This is a genomic window from Intrasporangium flavum (assembly GCF_001956915.1).
In the GTDB taxonomy this organism is placed as follows: domain Bacteria; phylum Actinomycetota; class Actinomycetes; order Actinomycetales; family Dermatophilaceae; genus Monashia; species Monashia flava.
On sequence record NZ_MLJO01000003.1, the window covers coordinates 198,190 to 218,435 of the forward strand.

Annotated in this window: 23 protein-coding genes, 1 tRNA gene and 1 riboswitch; of the genes, 9 read left to right on the forward strand and 15 right to left on the reverse strand. The window is 73.7% G+C overall.

Annotated features, from left to right (window positions below; translation table 11 throughout):
• Positions 1-69 precede the first annotated feature (69 nt).
• The 6 genes from BIV28_RS02520 to BIV28_RS02540 form a co-directional block, all read right to left on the reverse strand.
• A tRNA-Ala gene (locus BIV28_RS02520) sits at positions 70-142 on the reverse strand.
• A 127-nt stretch (positions 143-269) separates the two neighbouring features.
• Positions 270-923 (reverse strand): histidine phosphatase family protein, encoded by a 654-nt coding sequence (locus tag BIV28_RS02525; protein ID WP_076259013.1) that lies wholly within the window; start codon positions 921-923, stop codon positions 270-272.
• Complete coding sequence (rsfS, locus tag BIV28_RS02530) at positions 920-1,312, reverse strand: ribosome silencing factor (RefSeq protein WP_076259015.1); 393 nt, start codon at positions 1,310-1,312, stop codon at positions 920-922. The genes BIV28_RS02525 and rsfS overlap by 4 nt, the downstream gene beginning before the upstream one ends.
• Complete coding sequence (nadD, locus tag BIV28_RS02535; RefSeq protein WP_278247754.1) at positions 1,309-1,932, reverse strand: nicotinate-nucleotide adenylyltransferase; 624 nt, start codon at positions 1,930-1,932, stop codon at positions 1,309-1,311. Before nadD ends, rsfS begins: the two co-directional genes overlap by 4 nt.
• Before the next feature lie 2 nt (positions 1,933-1,934).
• A complete protein-coding gene (locus BIV28_RS19860) occupies positions 1,935-2,156 on the reverse strand; it encodes a hypothetical protein (protein WP_207555718.1) in 222 nt (73 codons plus the stop codon).
• 4 nt (positions 2,157-2,160) lie between these two features.
• Entirely contained in the window at positions 2,161-2,751 is a 591-nt protein-coding gene (locus BIV28_RS02540) for a ribonuclease FAU-1 family protein (RefSeq protein WP_207555719.1), read from the reverse strand.
• Positions 2,752-2,844: 93 nt separating this feature from the next.
• On the opposite strand from BIV28_RS02540, the gene BIV28_RS02545 reads away from it, so the two are divergent.
• Entirely contained in the window at positions 2,845-3,924 is a 1,080-nt protein-coding gene (locus BIV28_RS02545) for a glycosyltransferase family 2 protein (RefSeq protein ID WP_076259017.1), read from the forward strand.
• Here the strand turns inward: BIV28_RS02545 and BIV28_RS02550 are convergent.
• The 4 genes from BIV28_RS02550 to BIV28_RS02565 all read right to left on the reverse strand — a co-directional run bounded on the left by BIV28_RS02550 (position 3,909) and on the right by BIV28_RS02565 (position 7,706).
• Positions 3,909-4,604, reverse strand: coding sequence for a class I SAM-dependent methyltransferase (locus BIV28_RS02550; RefSeq protein WP_076259019.1), 696 nt, complete (start codon positions 4,602-4,604; stop codon positions 3,909-3,911). The genes BIV28_RS02545 and BIV28_RS02550 overlap by 16 nt on opposite strands.
• Positions 4,605-4,636: 32 nt before the next feature.
• Positions 4,637-5,920, reverse strand: a complete 1,284-nt coding sequence (locus BIV28_RS02555) for a glutamate-5-semialdehyde dehydrogenase (RefSeq protein ID WP_076259021.1) — start codon at positions 5,918-5,920, stop codon at positions 4,637-4,639.
• A 79-nt stretch (positions 5,921-5,999) separates the two neighbouring features.
• Positions 6,000-7,019 carry a 1-aminocyclopropane-1-carboxylate deaminase gene (locus BIV28_RS02560; protein ID WP_076259023.1) on the reverse strand — a complete coding sequence of 340 codons (1,020 nt, stop codon included), beginning with the start codon at positions 7,017-7,019 and terminating at the stop codon, positions 6,000-6,002.
• A gap of 18 nt (positions 7,020-7,037) precedes the next feature.
• Positions 7,038-7,706, reverse strand: coding sequence for a GntR family transcriptional regulator (locus BIV28_RS02565; protein WP_076259025.1), 669 nt, complete (start codon positions 7,704-7,706; stop codon positions 7,038-7,040).
• A 104-nt stretch (positions 7,707-7,810) separates the two neighbouring features.
• A riboswitch (TPP riboswitch) is annotated at positions 7,811-7,922 on the forward strand.
• Between BIV28_RS02565 and thiE the strand changes: the two genes are divergently transcribed.
• From thiE to proB, 8 genes are all read left to right on the forward strand, one after another.
• The gene (thiE, locus tag BIV28_RS02570) at positions 7,919-8,665 is read left to right on the forward strand and encodes a thiamine phosphate synthase (protein ID WP_076259026.1); all 747 of its coding nucleotides are present in this window, start codon (positions 7,919-7,921) and stop codon (positions 8,663-8,665) included. Its footprint overlaps the riboswitch before it by 4 nt.
• Entirely contained in the window at positions 8,662-9,846 is a 1,185-nt protein-coding gene (gene thiO, locus BIV28_RS02575) for a glycine oxidase ThiO (protein WP_076259028.1), read from the forward strand. The genes thiE and thiO overlap by 4 nt, the downstream gene beginning before the upstream one ends.
• Positions 9,843-10,043 (forward strand): sulfur carrier protein ThiS, encoded by a 201-nt coding sequence (thiS, locus tag BIV28_RS02580; protein WP_076259030.1) that lies wholly within the window; start codon positions 9,843-9,845, stop codon positions 10,041-10,043. The genes thiO and thiS overlap by 4 nt, the downstream gene beginning before the upstream one ends.
• Position 10,044: 1 nt before the next feature.
• On the forward strand, positions 10,045-10,815 hold the full coding sequence (locus BIV28_RS02585; protein WP_076259032.1) for a thiazole synthase: 771 nt from the start codon (positions 10,045-10,047) through the stop codon (positions 10,813-10,815).
• Positions 10,812-11,480 (forward strand): thiamine phosphate synthase, encoded by a 669-nt coding sequence (locus BIV28_RS02590; protein ID WP_076259034.1) that lies wholly within the window; start codon positions 10,812-10,814, stop codon positions 11,478-11,480. Before BIV28_RS02585 ends, BIV28_RS02590 begins: the two co-directional genes overlap by 4 nt.
• Positions 11,477-12,349: a bifunctional hydroxymethylpyrimidine kinase/phosphomethylpyrimidine kinase gene (gene thiD, locus BIV28_RS02595; RefSeq protein WP_076259036.1), complete on the forward strand. Its 873-nt coding sequence runs from the start codon at positions 11,477-11,479 to the stop codon at positions 12,347-12,349. Before BIV28_RS02590 ends, thiD begins: the two co-directional genes overlap by 4 nt.
• On the forward strand, positions 12,346-14,100 hold the full coding sequence (gene thiC, locus BIV28_RS02600; protein WP_076259037.1) for a phosphomethylpyrimidine synthase ThiC: 1,755 nt from the start codon (positions 12,346-12,348) through the stop codon (positions 14,098-14,100). The genes thiD and thiC overlap by 4 nt, the downstream gene beginning before the upstream one ends.
• A gap of 56 nt (positions 14,101-14,156) precedes the next feature.
• On the forward strand, positions 14,157-15,269 hold the full coding sequence (gene proB, locus BIV28_RS02605; RefSeq protein ID WP_076259039.1) for a glutamate 5-kinase: 1,113 nt from the start codon (positions 14,157-14,159) through the stop codon (positions 15,267-15,269).
• 107 nt (positions 15,270-15,376) lie between these two features.
• Here proB and BIV28_RS02610 read toward each other — a convergent pair whose 3' ends face one another.
• The 5 genes from BIV28_RS02610 to BIV28_RS02630 form a co-directional block, all read right to left on the reverse strand.
• Positions 15,377-17,020 (reverse strand): solute symporter family protein, encoded by a 1,644-nt coding sequence (locus BIV28_RS02610; RefSeq protein ID WP_076259041.1) that lies wholly within the window; start codon positions 17,018-17,020, stop codon positions 15,377-15,379.
• A complete protein-coding gene (locus tag BIV28_RS02615) occupies positions 17,017-17,307 on the reverse strand; it encodes a DUF485 domain-containing protein (RefSeq protein WP_076259423.1) in 291 nt (96 codons plus the stop codon). The genes BIV28_RS02610 and BIV28_RS02615 overlap by 4 nt, the downstream gene beginning before the upstream one ends.
• Positions 17,308-17,485: 178 nt before the next feature.
• Complete coding sequence (locus tag BIV28_RS02620; RefSeq protein WP_076259043.1) at positions 17,486-19,045, reverse strand: sodium/solute symporter; 1,560 nt, start codon at positions 19,043-19,045, stop codon at positions 17,486-17,488.
• Between the two features lie 10 nt (positions 19,046-19,055).
• On the reverse strand, positions 19,056-19,499 hold the full coding sequence (locus BIV28_RS02625; protein WP_242652732.1) for a hypothetical protein: 444 nt from the start codon (positions 19,497-19,499) through the stop codon (positions 19,056-19,058).
• Positions 19,496-20,242 (reverse strand): LytR/AlgR family response regulator transcription factor, encoded by a 747-nt coding sequence (locus tag BIV28_RS02630; RefSeq protein ID WP_076259046.1) that lies wholly within the window; start codon positions 20,240-20,242, stop codon positions 19,496-19,498. The genes BIV28_RS02625 and BIV28_RS02630 overlap by 4 nt, the downstream gene beginning before the upstream one ends.
• Between the last annotated feature and the right edge of the window lie 4 nt (positions 20,243-20,246).

Consider the following 20,246-nt stretch of genomic DNA (forward strand, 5'->3'; position numbering starts at 1 on the left):
GAGTCCCCCATACACATCCGGAAATGAGAGAAGACCGGACGAAAAGCGTGTCCGGTCTTCTCTCATTTGTGGAGCTGAGGGGACTCGAACCCCTGACCCCCTCCATGCCATGGAGGTGCGCTACCAGCTGCGCCACAGCCCCTTTCGGGTGTCGTCTCCGTGAGGCGACTGCGTAACCATAGCGGGTTCCGCGCCCCGATCCCAAATCCGGTGGTGGAGCGACCGATCCGGGCGTACCGGGTCACGGAGGACACCACGCGGAGCGGTCCTCAGACGGTCCAGGGACCGAGGTTCCAGCCGCTGATGCGCCACCGGGTCACCGCCGAGAAGCTCTTGGCGACCTCCACCAGCTCGATCCAGTGGCAGTTGTCCAGGCCCCGGAACACGGCGTCGGAGACGTCCTGGTCGAGGCCCACGAGGTCGCTGGCCGCGACGCGGGCCGACACCCCGTGCGCGACGACGACGGCCGTCCGGCCGGGCTCGAGGGCGTCAGCCACCTCGCGCAGGGCGGCACCGGCGCGCACCGCGACGTCGGCGCGGGTCTCCCCCGTGACGCCGCGCGGGGCGTCCTCGCCGCGGTCGAGGGCCGCGACGACCTCGGGGTAGCGCTCGCGGACGTCGTCGGCGTGCATGCCCTGCCACTGCCCGACGTGCACCTCGCGCAGCCGGGCGTCGAGGCGCACCGGGAGACCGGTGAGGCCGGCGATGGCCTCGGCGGTCGAGGCGGCCCGCTGGAGGTCGCTCGAGACGACGACGGCGGGCTCGTACGCGGCCAGGTGCGGCGCGGCGGCCTGCACCTGCGCGCGTCCGCGCTCGGACAGCGGCGTGTCCTTGTGGCCCTGCCAGACGCGGGCCGCGTTGTCGACGGTCTCGGCGTGCCGGACCAGGACGATGCGCCGGGGCGCGGGGCGCTCGGCGCTCACGCCTCGTCCGACGCGGGCCGGGAGGGCGCGTCGACGTGCGTGAGGTCGATCTCGGGGCAGTCCTTCCAGAGACGCTCGAGCGCGTAGTACTCGCGCTCCTCCTCGTGCTGGACGTGCACGATGATGTCGCCGAAGTCGATGAGGACCCAGCGGCCCTCACGCTCGCCCTCGCGGCGGATCGGCTTGCTGCCGAGCTCGCGGAGGCGGTCCTCCACCTCGTCGACGATGGCGCCCACCTGGCGCTCGGACGCGGCCGAGGCGATGACGAAGACGTCGGTGAGCGGCATCTGCTCGCTGACGTCGATCGCGACGACCTTCTCGGCGATCTTCTCCTCCGCCGCGGCGGCTGCCGCCTTGGCGAGCTGGAGCGAACGGTCTGCTGCGGTCACTGGTCTCCTTGTGGCGCACCGGCGAGCTCGGGCTGCGCGGGCAGTCCCGAGTAGAGCCGGTACTTGTTGATGTACTGCACGACGCCGTCCGGCACGAGGTACCAGACCGGCTCGCCCGCCGCGACGCGCGCGCGGCAGTCGGTGGAGCTGATGGCCATGGCCGGCACCTCCTGGAGGGTCACCCGGTCCTCGGGCAGACCCTTGTCGGACAGCTCGTGCCCGGGGCGCGTGACACCCACGAAGTGGGCGAGGTCGAAGAGGAGCTCGGAGTCCTTCCACGACAGGATCTCGGCGAGCGCGTCGGCACCGGTGATGAAGAACAGCTCGGCGTCCGGGCGCTCGGCCCGGATGTCACGCAGGGTGTCGATCGTGTACGTCGGCCCGGGCCGGTCGATGTCGACCCGGCTCACGGTGAAGCGGGGGTTGCTGGCCGTCGCGATGACGGTCATGAGGTAGCGGTCCTCGGCGGGTGAGACGTCCTGGGCGGCCTTCTGCCAGGGCTTGCCGGTGGGGACGAAGACGACCTCGTCGAGACCGAAGAGCGACTGGACCTCGCTCGCGGCGACGAGGTGGCCGTGGTGGATCGGGTCGAACGTCCCACCCATGACGCCGAGGCGCATGCTCAGTGGTGCGGTCCGTTCGGGTCGACGCCGGCGCCCGGGGCGCCGTGCTGGCGGCGACGGTTCTGGGCCACCTTGTACGCCGTGTTGCGGAAGCTCCACGTGATCCCCAGCAGGAGCAGGAACACCGAGAACGCGATGATGAAGTAGGCGATCACCGGCATGGGAAGCTCGCGAACGGCCTCCTGCGACTCGGCTGCCAGGGCGAGGACACGATCAGACATGGGGTCAGCCTATCGTCCGCGCCCGGCGCAGCCACGCGTGCCCGACCGTGCCGAACGGCTCGTCCCCGCGGGCGACCGCCAGCAGGACGGCGTCGCGGCTCGCCTCGGCGAGCGCCACGACCTCCGGCGGGTAGCCGAGGCTGATCCGGTGCTCGTCGAACTCGTCCTCGTCGTCGACGAAGAGGTGCCCGTCCCGGGTGAGGACGACGTCGAGGTCGAGGTCGACCATCGTCACCTCCCACTCGGGTCCGTCGGCACCCCAGTGGTCGAGGGCCGGGTCGCGACGCTGCCAGCGCGGCACCGTGGCCATGTCGACGTAGACCGAGACCTCCTTCTCCTCCGGGTAGAACCCGGCTGCCCAGCCGCCGTCGTGCGGGGCGAGCGAGACCCAGTCGTGCTCGTCGACGAAGTCGACGCCCGGGCGGACGCAGCGCGTGCCCGGCGGCGCGTACCACCAGTGCCCGTGCTCGTCGGCCCCGGCGTAGACGCCGGTCCACTGCCAGTGGGGTCGCTGCCCCCACTTGGTGAACCGGCCGGCGACCGGGGTGCCGGGGACCAGCCCGCCGGGCGGCATCTCGTGGGTGGGAGGTCTCACCCGGGCACGCTAGCGCCGCCCGCTCCCCGCCGCGACAGCGCGGGCACAGCGGGCTGACAGGGAGCACCCATCCGCGGCCGTACCCTTGTTCGCATGGTTCCCGAGCTGTCCGTCGTCATCCCGATGTACAACGAGGAGGAGGTGCTCCCCCTCCTCGTGCAGCGGCTACGCCCGATCCTCGACGGCCTCGGCTCGCCGTACGAGGTCGTGGCGGTCGACGACGGCAGCAAGGACCTCACCGCCGCGCTCCTGCAGCGCTACCACCGCGAGTGGCCGCAGCTGCGCGTCATCCGCCTGCGCGCGAACGCCGGGCACCAGGCCGCGATCTCGGCCGGGCTCGTCTGCGCCCTCGGCGACTACGTCGTGACCATCGACGCCGACCTGCAGGACCCGCCCGAGATCATCCCCCAGATGCTCGCCGCGGCGAAGGACGACGGCGTCGACGTCGTCTACGGCGTGCGCAACGACCGCTCCACCGACACGTGGTTCAAGCGGGTGTCCGCCCAGTCGTTCTACCGGCTCATCCAGCTGATGTCCCCGACGAGCGCGCACGCCGACGCCGGCGACTACCGCCTCATGTCGCGGGCCACCGTCGATGCGATCAACAGCCTGCCCGAGCACAATCGCGTCCTGCGCTTCATCGTGCCGGCGCTGAACTTCCCGTCCGACACCGTCGAGTACAAGCGCGAGGAGCGCGCGGCGGGCGACTCGAAGTACCCGCTCATCAAGATGATCAAGCTCTCGCTCGACTCGCTCACCGGCTTCTCGACGGCGCCGCTGCGGGTGGCGACCTTCGCGGGGTTCGCCGGCGCCCTCCTCGCGGTGCTGCTCTTCCTCTACACGCTCGTCGCCCGGGCGCAGGGCCACACGGTCGCGGGCTGGACCTCGACGGTCGCCATCGTCTCGGGCGTCGGCGCGGTGCAGCTGGTCTGCGTCGGCATCCTCGGCGAGTACATCGGGCGGATGTACGCGCACATGCAGGGCCGACCGACCTACTTCATCGCCTACGACTCGATGACGGCGGCCGCGTCCGGGCACGGCCCCACCGACACCCCCCTGCCGGCGCAGCCGGCGGACGTCCACCTCGTGGCGCAGCCGGCCGACGCGCCGGCGCAGGCCGCGCCCGTCGACGACGGGCACAGCTCGGCCGGGGCCGGTCAGCTGCGCGGCTGAGCCCGCACGAGGAGGCTGACGCCCGGCAGGCCCCCGACCGGCAGGTACCGCTCGGCGGCGATGACGGCGCGCAGCCCGAGGTTGACCACCGGGTTGAGGTCCTCGAGGTCCGACCCGGAGCTCGTCCTGCGCCGCATCGCGACCACGGGTCGCAGCAGCACGTTCCAGGACCTGACGTCGGCGACCTCGAAACCGCCGCGGTCGAGCAGCTCGAGCAGGCCCTCGCGGGTGTAGCGGCGCACGTGGTCGACCGCGACGTCGTGGCTCGACCACAGGCGCGGGTCGGCCGGCACGGCCACGAGGTAGGTGCCGCCCGGTCGCAGGATGCGGCGCACCTCCGCGACGGCGGCGTCGTCGTCCTGGAGGTGCTCGAGGACGTCGAAGGCCACGACGAGGTCGAGCGAGGCGTCGGCCAGGGGCAGGTTCGTCGCGTCGCCGCGCAGGGTCGCGAGACCACGCTCGTGCGCGACCGCCGCGCCGTCGGCTCCGTACTCGAGCGCCACTGCGTCCCAACCGTGCTCACGCAGGACGCGGGTGTTGCCACCCCCTGCGGCGCCGATGTCGATGGCCCGTCCCGGGGCGAGCCCGGTGATGGCCCGAGCGAGCAGGTGACGCCGCTCGCGGTACCACCAGTGCTCGTCCTCGAGCTGGGCGAGCTTGCGGACCTCGGTGCCTTCCATGACGGCACATCATGCCACCCGCGCGTGACCGCTCAACGAACGTGCCCGTCGCCTTCCACGACCCACTTGGTCGTCGTCAGCTCGGGCAGGGCCATCGGGCCCCGGGCGTGCAGCTTCTGCGTCGAGATCCCGATCTCGGCGCCGAAGCCGAACTCGCCGCCGTCGGTGAACCGGGTGCTGGCGTTGACCATGACCGCGGCGGCGTCGACCTCGGCCGTGAACCGCCGTGCGGCGCCACGGTCCTCGGTGACGATGGCCTCGGTGTGCCCGGTGCCGTAGCGGCGGATCCGGTCCATGGCCTCGTCGAGGTCCTCGACGACGGCGACGCTCATCTCCAGGCCGTGCCACTCGGTGCCGAAGTCGGTCTCGGAGGCGAGCTCGTACGCCGCCCCCGCGGCCTCGGCGTACTCGGTCACCTCGGGCCCGACGTGCAGGCGCACGCCGGCGCCGGCTAGGTCGGTCAGCGTCTTGGGCAGGAAGTCGGCGGCGACGGCGCGGTGCACGAGCAGCGACTCGGCGGCGTTGCAGACGCTGGGCCGGTGCGTCTTGGCGTTGAGCGTGATGGCGCGCGCCTTGTCGAGGTCGGCCGCGCGGTCGACGTAGACGTGGCAGACCCCGACGCCGGTCTCGATGACCGGCACCGTCGACTCCATGACGACGGTGCGGATGAGGTCGGCGCCGCCGCGCGGGATGACGAGGTCGACGCGTCCGCGGGCGGTCATGAGCGCCCGGGCGGCGTCGCGGCCGCCCTCCTCGAGGAGGTTGACGGCCTCGGCCGGCAGGCCCTGGGCGGACAGGGAGTCGCGCAGCGCCTCGACGAGGGCGTGGTTGGTGCTCGCGGCGGCCGACCCGCCCCGGAGGATGACGGCGTTGCCGGACTTGAGGGCGAGCCCGGCGGCGTCGACGGTGACGTTGGGGCGGGCCTCGTAGATCATCCCGATGACGCCCATCGGCACCCGTACCTGGCGGATCTGCAGGCCGTTGGCGAGCGTGGAGCCGCGGACGACCTCGCCGACCGGGTCGGGCAGGGCGGCGACGTCGCGCAGGGCCTGGGCCACCGCGGCGACGCGCGGCCCGTCGAGGCGCAGCCGGTCCTGCAGGCTCTCGGACATCCCACCGGCCCGACCCCGCTCGAGGTCCTCGGCGTTGGCCGCGACGATCGCCGTGGTGGCGGCGTCGACGGCGTCGGCGAGGGCGAGGAGGGCGGCGTCCTTCTCGGCCCGCGACATCAGGGCGAGCCGGCGGGAGGCGACGCGTGCGCCGTCGGCGACCTGCGCCACGTGCTCGACGACGGCGGGGTCGATCGTGCGTTCCATGGTCCAAGGGTAGGTCGGCCGCGCGCCGCGCCCCGCCGCGTTTCCGCGGGCTGGACGCACTGGATCACGGAGCACCGACTCAGTCGAAGATGCCGCTGTAGGCGTTGATGGCGGGCTGGCCGCCGAGGTGGGCGTAGAGCACGGTGGAGTCCTTCGGGATCTCCCCCGAGGAGACGAGGTCGACGAGGCCGGCCATCGACTTCCCCTCGTAGACGGGGTCGATGATCATCCCCTCGAGCCGGCCGGACAGGCGGATCGCCTCGACGGTCGACTCGACGGGCACGCCGTAGAGGTCCCCCGCCCAGCCGGGCAGGACCGTCACCTCGTCGTCGCGCAGGTCTCGCTCCAGGCCGATGAGCGCGGCGGTGTGGCGGGCGATGCGGCCCACCTGGTCACGCGTCTTCTCGAGGGTCGCCGACGCGTCGATGCCGATGACCCGGCGTGGGCGGCCGCCGGCGTCCTCGAGGGCGGCGAAACCGGCGACCATCCCGGCGTGGGTCGAGCCGGTGACGGTGCACACGACGACGGTGTCGAAGAAGACGCCGAGGGCCTGCTCCTGCTCGGCCACCTCGTGGGCCCACGCGGCGAAGCCGAGACCACCGAGCCGGTGCTCCGACGCGCCGGCCGGGATCGCGTACGGGCGACCGCCCGCAGCCTCGACCTCGGCGATCGCCTCCTCCCACGACGGCCGGATGCCGATGTCGAAGCCGTGCGGGTCGAGGCGCACGTCGGCGCCCATGATCCGCGAGAGCAGGATGTTGCCGACGCGGTCGTTGACCGGGTCGTCCCAGTCGACCCACCTCTCCTGCACGAGCCGGCAGCCGAGCCCGAGCTTCGCGGCGACGGCGGCGACCTGCCGGGTGTGGTTGCTCTGGTAGCCGCCGATCGAGACCAGGGTGTCGGCGCCGCTCGCGAGCACGTCGGGGACGATGTACTCGAGCTTGCGCGTCTTGTTGCCCCCGAAGGCCAGGCCGCTGTTGACGTCCTCCCGCTTGGCCCAGACGTCGGCGCCGCCGAGGTGAGCCGTGAGGCGGCCGAGCCGGTGCACCGGACTCGGGCCGAAGGTGAGCGGGTAGCGCTCGAAGTCATGGATCGACACAGTGGATCTCCTTGCAGGTCAGGCGTTCTCGGACTCGAGGGTCTCGATGAGGGGACGGAGCGTCTCCCACGTCTCGTGGGCCACGTCGCCGGCGGCCCCGGCGTCCCCGGCCGCACAGCGCTCGATGATCCGCTCGTGCAGGGCCACCGACGCGCGGCCCGAGAGCGAGCCGAAGCGGAGCCGCTCGAGGCGGCGCAGGACCGGCGTGTACTGGTCGAGGACGGTCTCGACGGCGGTGTTGGCCGCCGCCCGCACCGCGACGGCGTGGAAGGCGTCGTCGGCGGTCACGGCGGCCTCGGCGTCACCCCGGCGCAGCGCGTCGGCGAACCGCTCGTTGGCCTCCCGCATCGCCTCGAGGTCGGCCGGTCCGAGCTGTGGCACCGCCTGCTCGACGGCGAGGCGGTGCATGGCCGCGACCACGGCCTGCGCGTCGCGGATGGCGCGCGCATCCAGGGTGGCGACCGTCGTGGACCGGCCCGGCGCCGCGTGCACGAGTCCCGCCTGCCCGAGGCGCAGCAGCGCCTCGCGCACGGGGGTGCGGCTCACCCCGAGCCACGCGGCGAGGTCCTGGTCGCGCAGGCGCTCCCCCGGGGTGAGCGTGCCGTCGACGATGGCGTCACGCAGCCGCTGGTGCACGTCGTCGCGCAGGAGCGGTCGCGGCGCGAGGGATTCCATCGGGATCGGCATGCAATATATTGCACATCGCACGCCCGGACCTGTCAACGTCCGAGTCGCGCGTCCGGGTGGCGAGACCTCGGCGTGCGCCTCCGCCAGGACGTGGCTACTGTGGCGACGTCCTTCACGGGAGTCCGGCGCACCGGGCTGAGAGGGGGCTGACGCGGCCCCGACCGTCCACACCTGATCCGGATCATGCCGGCGCAGGGACGCAAGGAGCCGCGATGCCGCAGCACGACCTGCACCACCTGCACGACCCCCTCGATCCGGGCCGCCCCCTCCCCCGGCTCCACGTCCTCACCGACACCCGCGACGGACGGGACCCGCTGCCGGACGTGCTCGCCGCCGTGCGCGTCGCCGGTCCCGGAGGCTGCGCCGTCCAGGTGCGCGCCAAGGAGGCGACCGACCGCGAGGCGTTCGCACTCACGGTGCGCGTCCTCGAGGTGGCGCGCCCGTTCGGGGTGCCGGTGCTCGTCGACGACCGCGTCGACGTCGCCCTCGCCGCCGGGGCCGACGGCGTCCACCTCGGAGCCACGGACCTCCCGGTCGAGCGCGTGCGAGCCGTCGTACCAGCCAGATTCGTCATCGGGGCCACGGCCCGCGACGCAGTCTCCACCCTGGCTGCCGCGTCCGCCGGTGCCGACTACCTCGGGGTGGGACCGGCCCACGCCACGACCACCAAGCCCGGGCTGCCGACGCCGCTCGGCCCGGCCGGCATCGCAGCGGTCGTCGCGGCGACGACCCTGCCCGTCGTCGCCATCGGTGGCATCGACGCGGCCCGCGTGCCTGCGCTGCTCGCAGCCGGGGCGCACGGAGTGGCCGTCGTCGCCGCCGTGAGCACGGCGCCCGACCCCGCGGCCGCGGTCGCCGGCCTGCTCGCCGCCCTGTCCCCACCCACCAGGCCACCGAACGACCCACCGACGCCCGCGGCGTCGGTGGTCGGGAACGGACCGACCGGCGCAGCGTCGTGAGCGCCGCGAGCGTCGTCGTCCTCGGCGGCGGCGTCATCGGCCTGTCCTGCGCGTGGCGGCTGGCCCGCCGCGGACACGTGGTCACCGTGCTCGACCCCACGCCGGGCCGGGGCGCGAGCCACGCCGCCGCCGGCATGATCGCGCCGGCGAGCGAGGCCGTCTTCGGCCAGGGCGCCCTCCTCGGTGCCGGCCTCGCCTCCGCGCGGGCCTGGCCCGGCTTCGCCGCCGAGCTCGCGCGCGACTCCGGCCGACGCGTCGAGCTCGCCCCGCGCGCGACCCTCCTCGTGGCCCTCGACGCCGACGACGAGGCGCACCTGGCACGGCACGCCCGGCACCTCGAGCGGCGCGGCTGCCGCGTCGAGCGCCTGACGTCCCGGGCGGCGCGGCGCCTCGAGCCGTCGCTGACCCCGCGGGTCACCGGAGCGGTGCGGCTCGAGGAGACCGCGGTCGACCCGCGCGCGGTCCTCGCCGCGCTCGCCGAGGCCTTCGCGGCGCAGGGCGGCACGGTGCTGCCGGTCGCCGCGGAGCCGGTGGTGCGCCTCGGGCGGGCGGTAGCGGCGCGTCCGGTCGGCGAGGGCTTCGGCACCGACGTGGAGGGCGAACGGGAGACCGACCTCGCCGCCGACGTCGTCGTGGTCGCAGCCGGCTGGTCGTCGCCGCGGGCCCTCGCCGGCGTCGGCCGGCCCGTGCCGGTGCGCCCGCTCAAGGGCCAGGTGCTGCGCCTGCGCGCGACCCCCGGCGTACTGACCCACACGGTCCGCGCCACCGTGCACGGCCGGGAGGTGTACGTCGTGCCCCGCCCGTGCGGCGAGGTCGTCGTCGGGGCGACGAGCGAGGACGTCGGCGAGGACACGTCGGTGAGCGCCGGGGCCGTGCACGACCTGCTCCACGACGCCGTCGAGATCGTCCCCGAGCTCGCAGAGGCCGGGTTCCGGGAGGCCTGCGCACGGCTGCGCCCCGCGACGCCCGACAACCTCCCGTTCGTCGGCCCCACCGGCGTCGAGGGACTCGTCGTCGCCACCGGGCACGGGCGCGACGGCGTGCTCCTCGCACCCCTGACGGCCGACGCGGTGACCGCCCACGTCGAGGGCCGCCCGCCGCCGCGGCCGGCCGAATCCTTCCACCCCGCCCGGCTGGGTCCCTCCCCGGACCGCGGCCACGAACCCGAGGAGAACGCATGACCGTCCACGTCAACGGCGAGGAGCGCCTCGTGCGCCCCGGAGTCACCGTGAGCGACCTCGTCGAGGACCTCGGCGTCCCGGCCCGCGGCGTCGCCGTCGCCCTCGACCAGGTCATCGTCCCCCGCTCGGCGTGGGCCCGGACCGTCGTGCAGGTCGGCGCCCGGGTCGAGGTCGTCACGGCTCTGCAGGGCGGCTGACGTGGACGACCCCTTCGTCGTCGCCGGCACGACGCTCGGCTCACGGCTCGTCCTCGGCACCGGGGGCGCCACGGGCCACGACGTGCTCGGTGCCGCGGTCCGGGCCTCGGGCACGGCCCTCGTCACCGTCGCGATGCGCCGGGTGCCGCGGGAGGGCACGGGGGGCCTGCTCGACGTCCTCGACGCGAGCGGCGTCCGGCTCCTGCCCAACACGGCAGGCTGCCGCACGGCCCGTGAGGCGCTCCTGACCGCGCGCCTCGCCCGCGAGGCGCTCGGCACCGACTGGGTCAAGCTCGAGGTCGTCGCCGACGACCGGACGCTGCTGCCCGACGTCGTCGAGCTCGTCGACGCCGCAGAGCAGCTCGTCCGCGACGGCTTCACCGTCCTGCCGTACACGAGCGACGACCCCGTCGTGGCCGGCCGCCTCGCCGACGTCGGGTGCGCCGCCGTCATGCCGCTGGGCTCCCCGATCGGCAGCGGGCTCGGCATCCGCAACCCGCACGCGATCGAGCTGGTGCGCGAGGCCGTCGACGTGCCCGTCGTCCTCGACGCCGGCATCGGCACGGCCTCCGACGCCGCCCTCGCGATGGAGCTGGGGTGCGACGCCGTCCTGCTCGCCACCGCGGTGACCCGGGCCGAGGACCCCGTGGCGATGGCCACCGCGATGCGGCACGCCGTGCAGGGCGGGAGGCTGGCACGGCTCGCCGGTCGCGTCCCGCGCCGGCACCTCGCGTTCGCGTCCTCGCCGACGCAGGGGCGGGTGGAGGCGTGAGCGCGCCACGGGTCCTCGTCGTCACCGACCGGGCGCAGGTGCCGCAGCGGCGCACCGTCCTCGACGTCGTGGCCGACGCGCTGGCAGCCGGCGCCGACGGCGTGCTCGTCCGCGAGCGCGATCTGCCGCACGGCGAGCGGGCACGGCTCGTCGACGCGGTGGGCGCCCTCTGCGCGGACGCCGGTGCCGTCCTCCTCGTGGCCGCTCCCTCGCCGCCGGGGCTCAGGACGCCGCCCGGCACGTTCGGCGTGCACCTGCGCAGCCGCGACGTCGACCGCGTCCGCGAGCTCGACCCCGACCTCGTCGCGGCCCGGCTCGTCGGCCGCTCGTGCCACGGCGTGGCCGACCTCGTCCGCGCCGCCGACGACGGCCTCGACCTCGCGACGATCTCACCCGTGGCGCCCACCCCGTCGAAGCCGGGCCACGGGCCCGCCCTCGGTCTCACCGGCCTGCGCGCGACCCTCACCACCGCCCGACGCGTGCGGCGCACGCTGCCGGCCGTGCTCGCGCTCGGCGGGGTCGACGCGTCCAACGCCCGGGGATGCCTCGAGGCGGGAGCCGACGGCGTCGCCGTCATGGGCACCGTCATGCGGGCCGCCGACCCGGCATCGGTCACCCGCGCCGTGGTCGAGTCCGTCTGCGCTGCAAGGCCCCTCGTCCGATGACCACTCGAACCGCACGGGCCGTCAGGGTGGGCACCCCTCCCGTCGCGCTCACCATCGCAGGCTCGGACTCCGGTGGCGGGGCCGGCGTCCAGGCCGACCTGGCGACGTTCGCCGCCCTCGGCGTCCACGGGACGAGCGCCGTCACCGCTGTCACCGTGCAGGACACGACGGGCGTGCACGCCGTGCACCAGCTGCCGGCCGACCTCGTCGTCGCGCAGGTCGAGGCGGTCCTGCGCGACCTCGCCCCGGCGGCCGTCAAGGTCGGGATGCTCGGCTCGGCCGAGGTGGTCGAGGCCGTGGCCGCCCTCGCCGCCGGCGGCCGGCTCGCCCCCCTCGTCGTCGACCCCGTGCTCGTGGCGACGAGCGGCGACCCGCTCGCCGGGCCCGGCGTTCCCGCGGCGCTCGCCGACCGGCTGCTACCGCACGCGGCGCTCGTCACCCCCAACGTCGACGAGGCGGCCGTGCTGCTCGGTCGCCCGCCGGCCGAGGGCGTCGACGCGCAGGCCGAGCACGCTCGCGACCTGCGCGGGGCGCTCGGGTGCGGTGCCGTCGTCGTCACCGGCGGCGCCGTGGCCACACCCCGGGGCACCGACCGCGTCGACGTGCTCGTCGACGCCGGCGGCACCCACGTCCTGCGCTCGCGCGAGGTGGCCACGCGCAACGACCACGGCACCGGGTGCACCTTCGCCTCGGCCGCGGCGGCGTTCCTGGCCCAGGGGGCCGACCCGCCCGACGCCGTCCGCCGCGCCCGCGCCGTGGTGCGGCGGGCCCTGCTCACCTCCGCGTCGTGGCGCCTCGGCGCCGGCCGCGGCCCCGTCGCCCACACCCACACCGACCCGTCCCACAGCCATCGAGGAGTCCCGTCATGACGACCCACCCCGCCCGCGCCAAGGTCCACGTGCCGAGCGAGCCGCACGGCCTGGCCGTGCCCTTCACCGAGGTGACGCAGTCCGGCGGCCACGCGCCGTTCCGCCTCTACGACACCTCCGGTCCCGGCAGCGTGCCCGAGCAGGGCCTGCCCCCGCTGCGTGCGGCGTGGATCGGCGAGCGCGGCGACACCGAGGAGTACCGGGGGCGCGAGCGGGTCCTCGCCGACGACGGCCGGTCGGCCGTGCGCCGCGGGGCGGCGTCGCTCGAGTGGCGTGGCGAGCGTCGGGCTCCCTTGCGGGCCAAGGACGCCCTACGCGTCACGCAGCTGGCCTACGCCCGCGCCGGCGTCGTGACCAAGGAGATGGAGTTCGTCGCGACTCGTGAGCGGTGCGACGTCGAGCTCGTCCGTTCGGAGGTGGCGGCGGGCCGGGCCGTCATCCCGGCCAACGTCAACCACCCCGAGAGCGAGCCGATGGTCATCGGGCGCGCCTTCCTCGTCAAGGTCAACGCCAACATCGGCAACTCGGCCGTGACGAGCTCGATCGCCGAGGAGGTCGAGAAGCTGACGTGGGCCACCCGCTGGGGCGCCGACACGGTCATGGATCTCTCCACCGGTGAGGACATCCACACGACGAGGGAGTGGATCGTGCGCAACTCCCCCGTCCCGATCGGCACCGTGCCGATCTACCAGGCGCTCGAGAAGGTCGACGGCGACGCCGCGCGCCTGTCGTGGGAGGTGTTTCGCGACACGGTCGTGGAGCAGTGCGAGCAGGGCGTCGACTACCTGACCGTCCACGCCGGCGTCCTGCTGCGCTACGTGCCGCTCACCGCGCAGCGGATCACCGGGATCGTCAGCCGCGGCGGCTCGATCATGGCCGGCTGGTGCCTGGCCCACCACGAGGAGAACTTCCTCTACACGCACTTCGACGAGCTGTGCGAGATCCTCGCCCGCTACGACGTCGCCTTCAGCCTCGGCGACGGCCTCCGGCCCGGCTGCACCGCCGACGCCAACGACGAGGCCCAGCTCTCGGAGCTGCGCACCCTGGCCGAGCTGACCGCCCGCGCCTGGGAGCACGACGTGCAGGTCATGGTCGAGGGTCCCGGCCACGTGCCGCTCGACCTCGTCAAGGAGAACGTCGACCTCCAGCAGGACTGGTGCCACGGCGCCCCGTTCTACACGCTCGGCCCGCTCGCGACCGACGTCGCGCCCGGCTACGACCACATCACCTCGGCGATCGGCGCGAGCCACATCGCGTGGCACGGCACGGCGATGCTCTGCTACGTCACGCCCAAGGAGCACCTCGGCCTGCCGAACCGCGACGACGTCAAGACCGGCGTCATCACCTACAAGCTCGCCGCGCACGCCGCCGACGTCGCCAAGCGGCACCCGTACGCCCGCGACTGGGACGACGCGCTGTCGCGGGCCCGGTTCGAGTTCCGGTGGGAGGACCAGTTCAACCTCTCCCTCGACCCCGACACCGCGCGGGCCTTCCACGACGAGACGCTCCCGGCCGAGCCCGCCAAGACCGCGCACTTCTGCTCCATGTGCGGGCCGAAGTTCTGCTCGATGCGGATCAGCCAGGACGTGCGCCGTTACGCGGCCGAGCGCGGGCTCGACGGCTCCGACGGCTCCGATGGCTCGGAAGGCTCCGACGGCTCCGGCACCGAAGACGTCGTCGAGGCGGGCCTGGCGCAGAAGAGCCGTGAGTTCCTCGACCTCGGCGCCTCTGTCTACGTCGAGTCGCCCTGACCGGCGGGCATGGACAGGGCGGCACGGCTCCGGCCCACCTCACTACAGTCGGTGCTGTGTCGCCCCGATCCGTCATCGCCACCGCCCGGCGCCTCGTCGTCAAGGTCGGGTCGAGCTCGCTGACGGGTCCGGACGGCGGCATCGACCACGAGCGCCTCGTCGCCCTGTCCGACGCCCTCGCCGCACGCCACGGCGACGGCACGCAAGTCGTCCTCGTCAGCTCCGGCGCGATCGCCGCCGGTATCCACCCGCTGCGCCTCGGCACGCGTCCGCGCGACCTCGCCACCCAGCAGGCCGCGGCGTCGGTGGGCCAAGGCGCCCTCCTCGCCGGCTACACGGCGGCGTTCTCCCGGCACGACATCACCGTCGGGCAGGTGCTGCTCACCGCCGACGACGTGACCCGGCGGACCCACTACGCCAACGCCCGCCGCACCCTCGAGCGCCTCCTCGACCTCGGCGTCCTGCCCATCGTCAACGAGAACGACACCGTGGCGACCTCCGAGATCCGCTTCGGCGACAACGACCGCCTCGCGGCCCTCGTCGCCCACCTCATCGACGCCGACGCCCTCGTGCTGCTCTCCGACGTCGACGCGCTCTACGACGGCCCGCCCACCCGGCCCGGCACGACCCGCATCCCGCTCGTCCGCGGCCCCGAGGACCTCGTCGGCATCGAGATCGGCGGCAGCGGGTCGAAGGTCGGCACCGGCGGCATGACGACGAAGATCGAGGCGGCACGCATCGCCACCGCCGCGGGCGTCGTCACGACCGTCACCGCGGCCGCGCGCGTGGTGCAGGTACTCTCCGGCGACGACGTCGGCACCGTTTTCCTGCCGATCGGCGTGCGTGGCCGTTCGCGGCGGCTGTGGCTCGAGCACGCGACCACCGCGCGCGGCCGGCTCGTCGTCGACGACGGCGCCGTCGCGGCACTCGTGCACCGCAAGAAGTCGCTGCTGCCCGCGGGCATCGTCGCCGTCGAGGGCACCTTCCACGAGGGCGACCCCGTCGACGTGTGCGGACCCGACGGCACGGCCGTGGCCCGCGGCCTCGTCAACTACGACTCCGCCGAGCTCCCCGCACTGCTCGGGCGGTCGACGCGCGAGCTGGCCCGCGACCTCGGCCCCGAGTACGAGCGCGAGGTCATCCACCGCGACGACCTCGTCGTGCTCTGAGCCCGGGACACCACCTCCGACCGCCAGCACGCACGACAGAGGCGGTCACGCGTCCGATGAACGCGTGACCGCCTCTGCCACAAGGGTGCTCGAGCCTCTCGCGGCGCTCAGTGGTGCGTCGCGGCCTCCGCGCCGACCCCGGTGAGCGAGCGGACCTCCATCTCCGCGTACTTCGCGGCGTTGAACTCCCGGCTCGTCACCGTGCCGATGTAGCCGAGCAGGAAGCCGAGCGGGATCGAGATGATCCCCGGGTTGTCGAGCGGGAACCAGTGGAAGTCGACCCCCTGGAGCATCGAGGGGCTCTTGCCCGTCGCGGGGTCGATGGGCTTGCCCGACACCACCGGCGAGAACACGATGAGCGTGATCGCGCTGATGAGGCCGCCGTAGATCGACCACAGGGCGCCCCGGGTGTTGAACCGCTTCCAGAACAGCGAGTAGAGGATCGTCGGCAGGTTCGCGCTCGCCGCGATGGCGAAGGCGAGGGCGACGAGGAAGGCGATGTTCTGGCCGAGGGCGAAGATGCCGCCGACGATGGCGATGGCGCCGAGGACGAGCGCCGAGAGGCGCGCGACCTTGACCTCCTCCTCCGGCGTCGCCCTCCCGTGCTTGACCACGGTGTTGTAGATGTCGTGCGACAGCGACGCGCTCGCGGTGATCGTCAGGCCGGCGACGACCGCGAGGATCGTCGCGAAGGCCACGGCCGAGATGATCCCGAGGAGGATCTCGCCGCCGAGGTGGAAGGCGAGCAGCGGCGCGGCCGAGTTGACGGCCCCCGGTGCCGCCTTGATCTCCTTGGCCCCGACGAGCTCGGCGGCGCCGAAGCCGAGGACGAGCGTGAACAGGTAGAAGATGCCGATGAGCCAGATCGCCCAGACCACCGAACGGCGGGCCTCGCGGGAGGTCGGCACCGTGTAGAACCGCATGAGCACGTGCGGCAGGCCGGCCGTGCCGAGCACGAGGGCCATGGCCAGGGAGATGAAGTCGACCGGGTTCTTGTACTGCAGCCCCGGTGCGAGCAGGTCGCGCGTCGCGCCGTCGGCGGCCTTGGGGGCCGAGGCGGCGGCGTCACCGAGCAGCTGGCTGAGGTTGAAGCCGAACTGGCCGAGCACCCAGAGCGTCATGATGCCGGCACCGATGATGAGCAGGACGGCCTTGATGATCTGCACCCACGTCGTGCCCTTCATGCCGCCGTAGATGACGTAGAAGATCATGATGAGCCCGACGACGGCGATGACGACGCGCTGGCCGACCGCTCCCTCGACGCCGAGCAGCAGGGCGACGAGGCCACCGGCGCCGGCCATCTGGGCCAGCAGGTAGAAGAACGACACGACGAGGGTCGAGATCGCGGCCGCGATGCGGACCGGGCGCTGGCGCAGCCGGAAGCTGAGCACGTCGGCCATCGTGTACTTGCCGACGTTGCGGAGCAGCTCGGCCACGAGCAGCAGCGCGACGAGCCAGGCGACGAGGAAGCCGATCGAGTAGAGGAAGCCGTCGTAGCCGTTGAGCGCGATGGCTCCGGCGATGCCGAGGAAGCTGGCCGCCGACAGGTAGTCGCCGGCGATGGCGATGCCGTTCTGCCGGCCGGTGAAGGCGCGGCCGCCGGCGTAGTACTCCGCGGCGCTGCGGTTGTTGCGCGAGGCGCGGATGACGATGGCGAGCGTGACGACGACGAACAGGGCGAAGATGCTGATGTTGATCGTCGGGTTGCCGACTGTGGTGGCGGCGGGGGCGAGGGTCGCGACGGCGCTCACTGGTGGTGCCCTCCCATCTTCTGGGCGAGGGCCTCGGCGGCGGGGTCGAACTCCCGGTCGGCCCAGCGCGCGTAGTACATCGTGATGACGAAGGTCGACACGAACTGCAGGAGCCCGAGGATCAGGCCCCACGTGATGTTGCCGAAGACGCGGGTGGCCATGAAGCCCTTGGCCCACACCGCGAGGAAGACGTAGAGGAAGTACCACGCGAGGAACAGCGCGGTCAGGGGGAAGACGAAGCGGCGGAACTTGGTTCGCAGCGCGGCGAACTCGGCCGACTCCTGCATGACGACGTTCGGGTCGACGTTCGGGTCGTCGGCCACGCGCTCTGGAGCTTCTTTGCTCACGGGCCACCTCCTGTGGTGGGTGTTCGGGCGAGTGCCAACGTAGGAGCACGGGCACCCGCCCGGAATCCCCTGCGCGGCGGGCGTCGCCCAGCGGCCGAGGTCGTCGCCGTGCGCAGGCTCAGCCGCGACGAGCGGTCGCGTTCGTGCGCTGAGCGGTCGACCCGACGGGGTGGAACGGACCCCGGTCGAGGTGCAGGTGCTCGGGAGCGTGCAGCCGGACCATGGTGCGGGCGACGTGCTCGGGGCGCCGCGAGCGCGTCGCGAGCGAGGCGAGCACCATCGTCGCGAACGCCACCGGCACCGTGACGGCGGCGGGCTGGCTCATGACGACACCGAGCCAACCCTGCGTCGCGATGCCGAAGGTCGTCGCGAGGACCGACGCCATCGACAGCCCTCCCCCGACGACGAGCCCGCAGATCGCCCCGGCCGCGGTGAGCCCGCGCCACCAGATGCCGAGCACGAGCATCGGGCAGAACGTCGACGCCGCGACGGCGAACGCCAGCTCGACCGCGTGCGCCACCGGCACGCCGGCCGAGGCGACGGTCAGCAGGACGGCGACGACGACGGCGATGACGGTGGAGACGCGGAAGGAGGCGATGCCCTGCCGGTGCCCGGAGCCCCACCGGACGAGGTCCTGGCTCAGCACCCCCGCCACCGACACGACGAGACCGGTCGACGTCGACAGGAAGGCGGCGAAGGCCCCGGCGGCGAGCAGGGCGGTCAGGCCCTGGGCGGCCGCACCGTCGAGCAGCCGGCTCGGCAGCTCGAGCACGACCGAGTCGGAGCGGCCGCTCGCGACGAGGTCTCCCGCGACCTGCCGGCCGATGACGCCGTAGAGCACCGGCAGCAGGTAGAAGGCGGACAGCAGCGACAGGACGACGAGCGTCGTGCGGCGCGCGGCGCGTCCGTCGGGGTTGGTGTAGAACCGCACGACGACGTGCGGCAGGCCCATGGTGCCGAGGAACGTCGCGAGGACGAGCGAGTAGGTGAGGTAGAGGGCGTTCGGCCCGCGCAGCGGCTCCGCCCAGTCGGCGACGTCGACCGCGCCGACGACGGTGGCGGGGTCGCGCCCGGCGAAGGCCGCGACGAGGAAGAAGAGCGGCGTCAGCAGCGCGACGAGCTTGAGCCAGTAGTGGAACGCCTGCACGAGGGTCACGCTGCGCATCCCGCCGGGCAGCACGCTGAGGCACACGACGAACGCCACCGCGAACTGCCCGACCCACGACGGGGCCCCGGTCAGGGTGCGCAGCGTCAGGCCGGCCCCTTGGAACTGCGGGATGAGGTACAGCATGCCGATGCCGACGACGAGCAGGCTCGAGAGCCGCCGGGCCGGAAGCGACTCGAGGCGCAGCTGGGCGAAGTCGGGCAGCGTGTAGGCACCCGACCGGCGCAGCGGGGCCGCGACGAACACGAGGAGCAGCAGGTAGCCCGCGGTCCACCCGACCGGCAGCCACAGCATGTCGACGCCACGTGCGAGGATCAGCCCGGCGACACCGAGGAAGCTTGCGGCAGAGAGGTACTCGCCGCTGATGGCGGATGCGTTGAGTATCGGGCTGACGCCGCGCGAGGCGACGTAGAAGTCGCTCATCGTGCGCGACAGGCGCAGTCCGAACGCCCCGACGGCCAGCGACGCGATCGACACCACGACCACGGCCACGACGCTGACGACGCTGTTCACGGCTCTCTCCTCAGCGCCCGTCGAGCAGGTCGCTGAAGCTCTCCTCGTTGCGCTCGGCGAGGTGCACGTAGACCCGCCCCAGCCCGATGATCTCGGCGAAGGCGACGACCGTGAGCAGCACCCACGGCAGCGGCACCCCGAGCACGTCGACGCGGCCGATCCCCGGCCACGCGTGCAGCACGAGCGGCAGCGCGCCGAGCGTCGCGGCGACGACCGCGGCCACGCCGAGGGCGAGCCGCAGCTGGCTGCGCATGAGCGAGGTGATGTAGACTTCGCCGAGCGGGGTCTGCGCGTCGATCTCCGAGGCGATGGAGGTGGCGCGGGTCCGGGCGGCCGCGGTGCGCGGGCTCGTGACCCGCACCCGTGCCGGGGCTGCCGACGCCGCCGAAGCGGCGGGCGCAGCGGGTGCGCCGGGCCCGTCCTGAGGGGCGTCCGGCGGTGCGTCCGGGGTCATGGCCGCCCCCGCGGCTGGGCCCGGCCGGCGAGCAGGTCGCGCAGCGCCCGGGTGTGGCGCCGGCTGACGACGAGCTCGTGCCCGCCGACGACGACGGTCGTGCGCCCGCCCTCGGTACGCCACTCGCTGATGTGCACTACGGACACGAGCGAGGAGCGGTGGATCCGCACGAACCCGGCCTCGCGCCACTGGTCGGCGAGGGTCGTGAGCGGCACCCGCACCAGGTGGCTGCCGGACGCCGTGTGCAGCCGTGCGTAGTCGCCCTGCGCCTCGACGTAGAGCACCTCCGAGCGCGGGACGAGCCGGCTCACCCCGGCCAGCTCGACGACGATGCTCTCGTCGGCGGGCGGCGGGGTGGCAGCCTCGCCCTCGACGCGTCGCACCACCTTGCGCACGGCCTGGTCGAGCCGGTCGTCGCGCACCGGCTTGAGCACGTAGTCGACGACGTTGAGCTCGAAGGCGTCGACGGCGTGCTGCTCGTGGGCCGTGACGAAGACGACGGGCGGCTGGGCCGTGAACCGCGACAGCACGCGGGCGAGGTCGAGGCCGCTCAGCCCCGGCATCTGCACGTCCATGAAGATCGCGTCGACGGGCTGCTCGTGCAGCACGCGAAGCGCGGCCTCCCCCGACTGCGCCGGCAGCACCTCCCCGACGCACTCGTGCCGGCCGAGCATCCAGACGAGCTCGTCGAGGGCCGGCGCCTCGTCGTCGACGGCCAGGACCCGCAGCGCAGGGGTGCTCATGCGT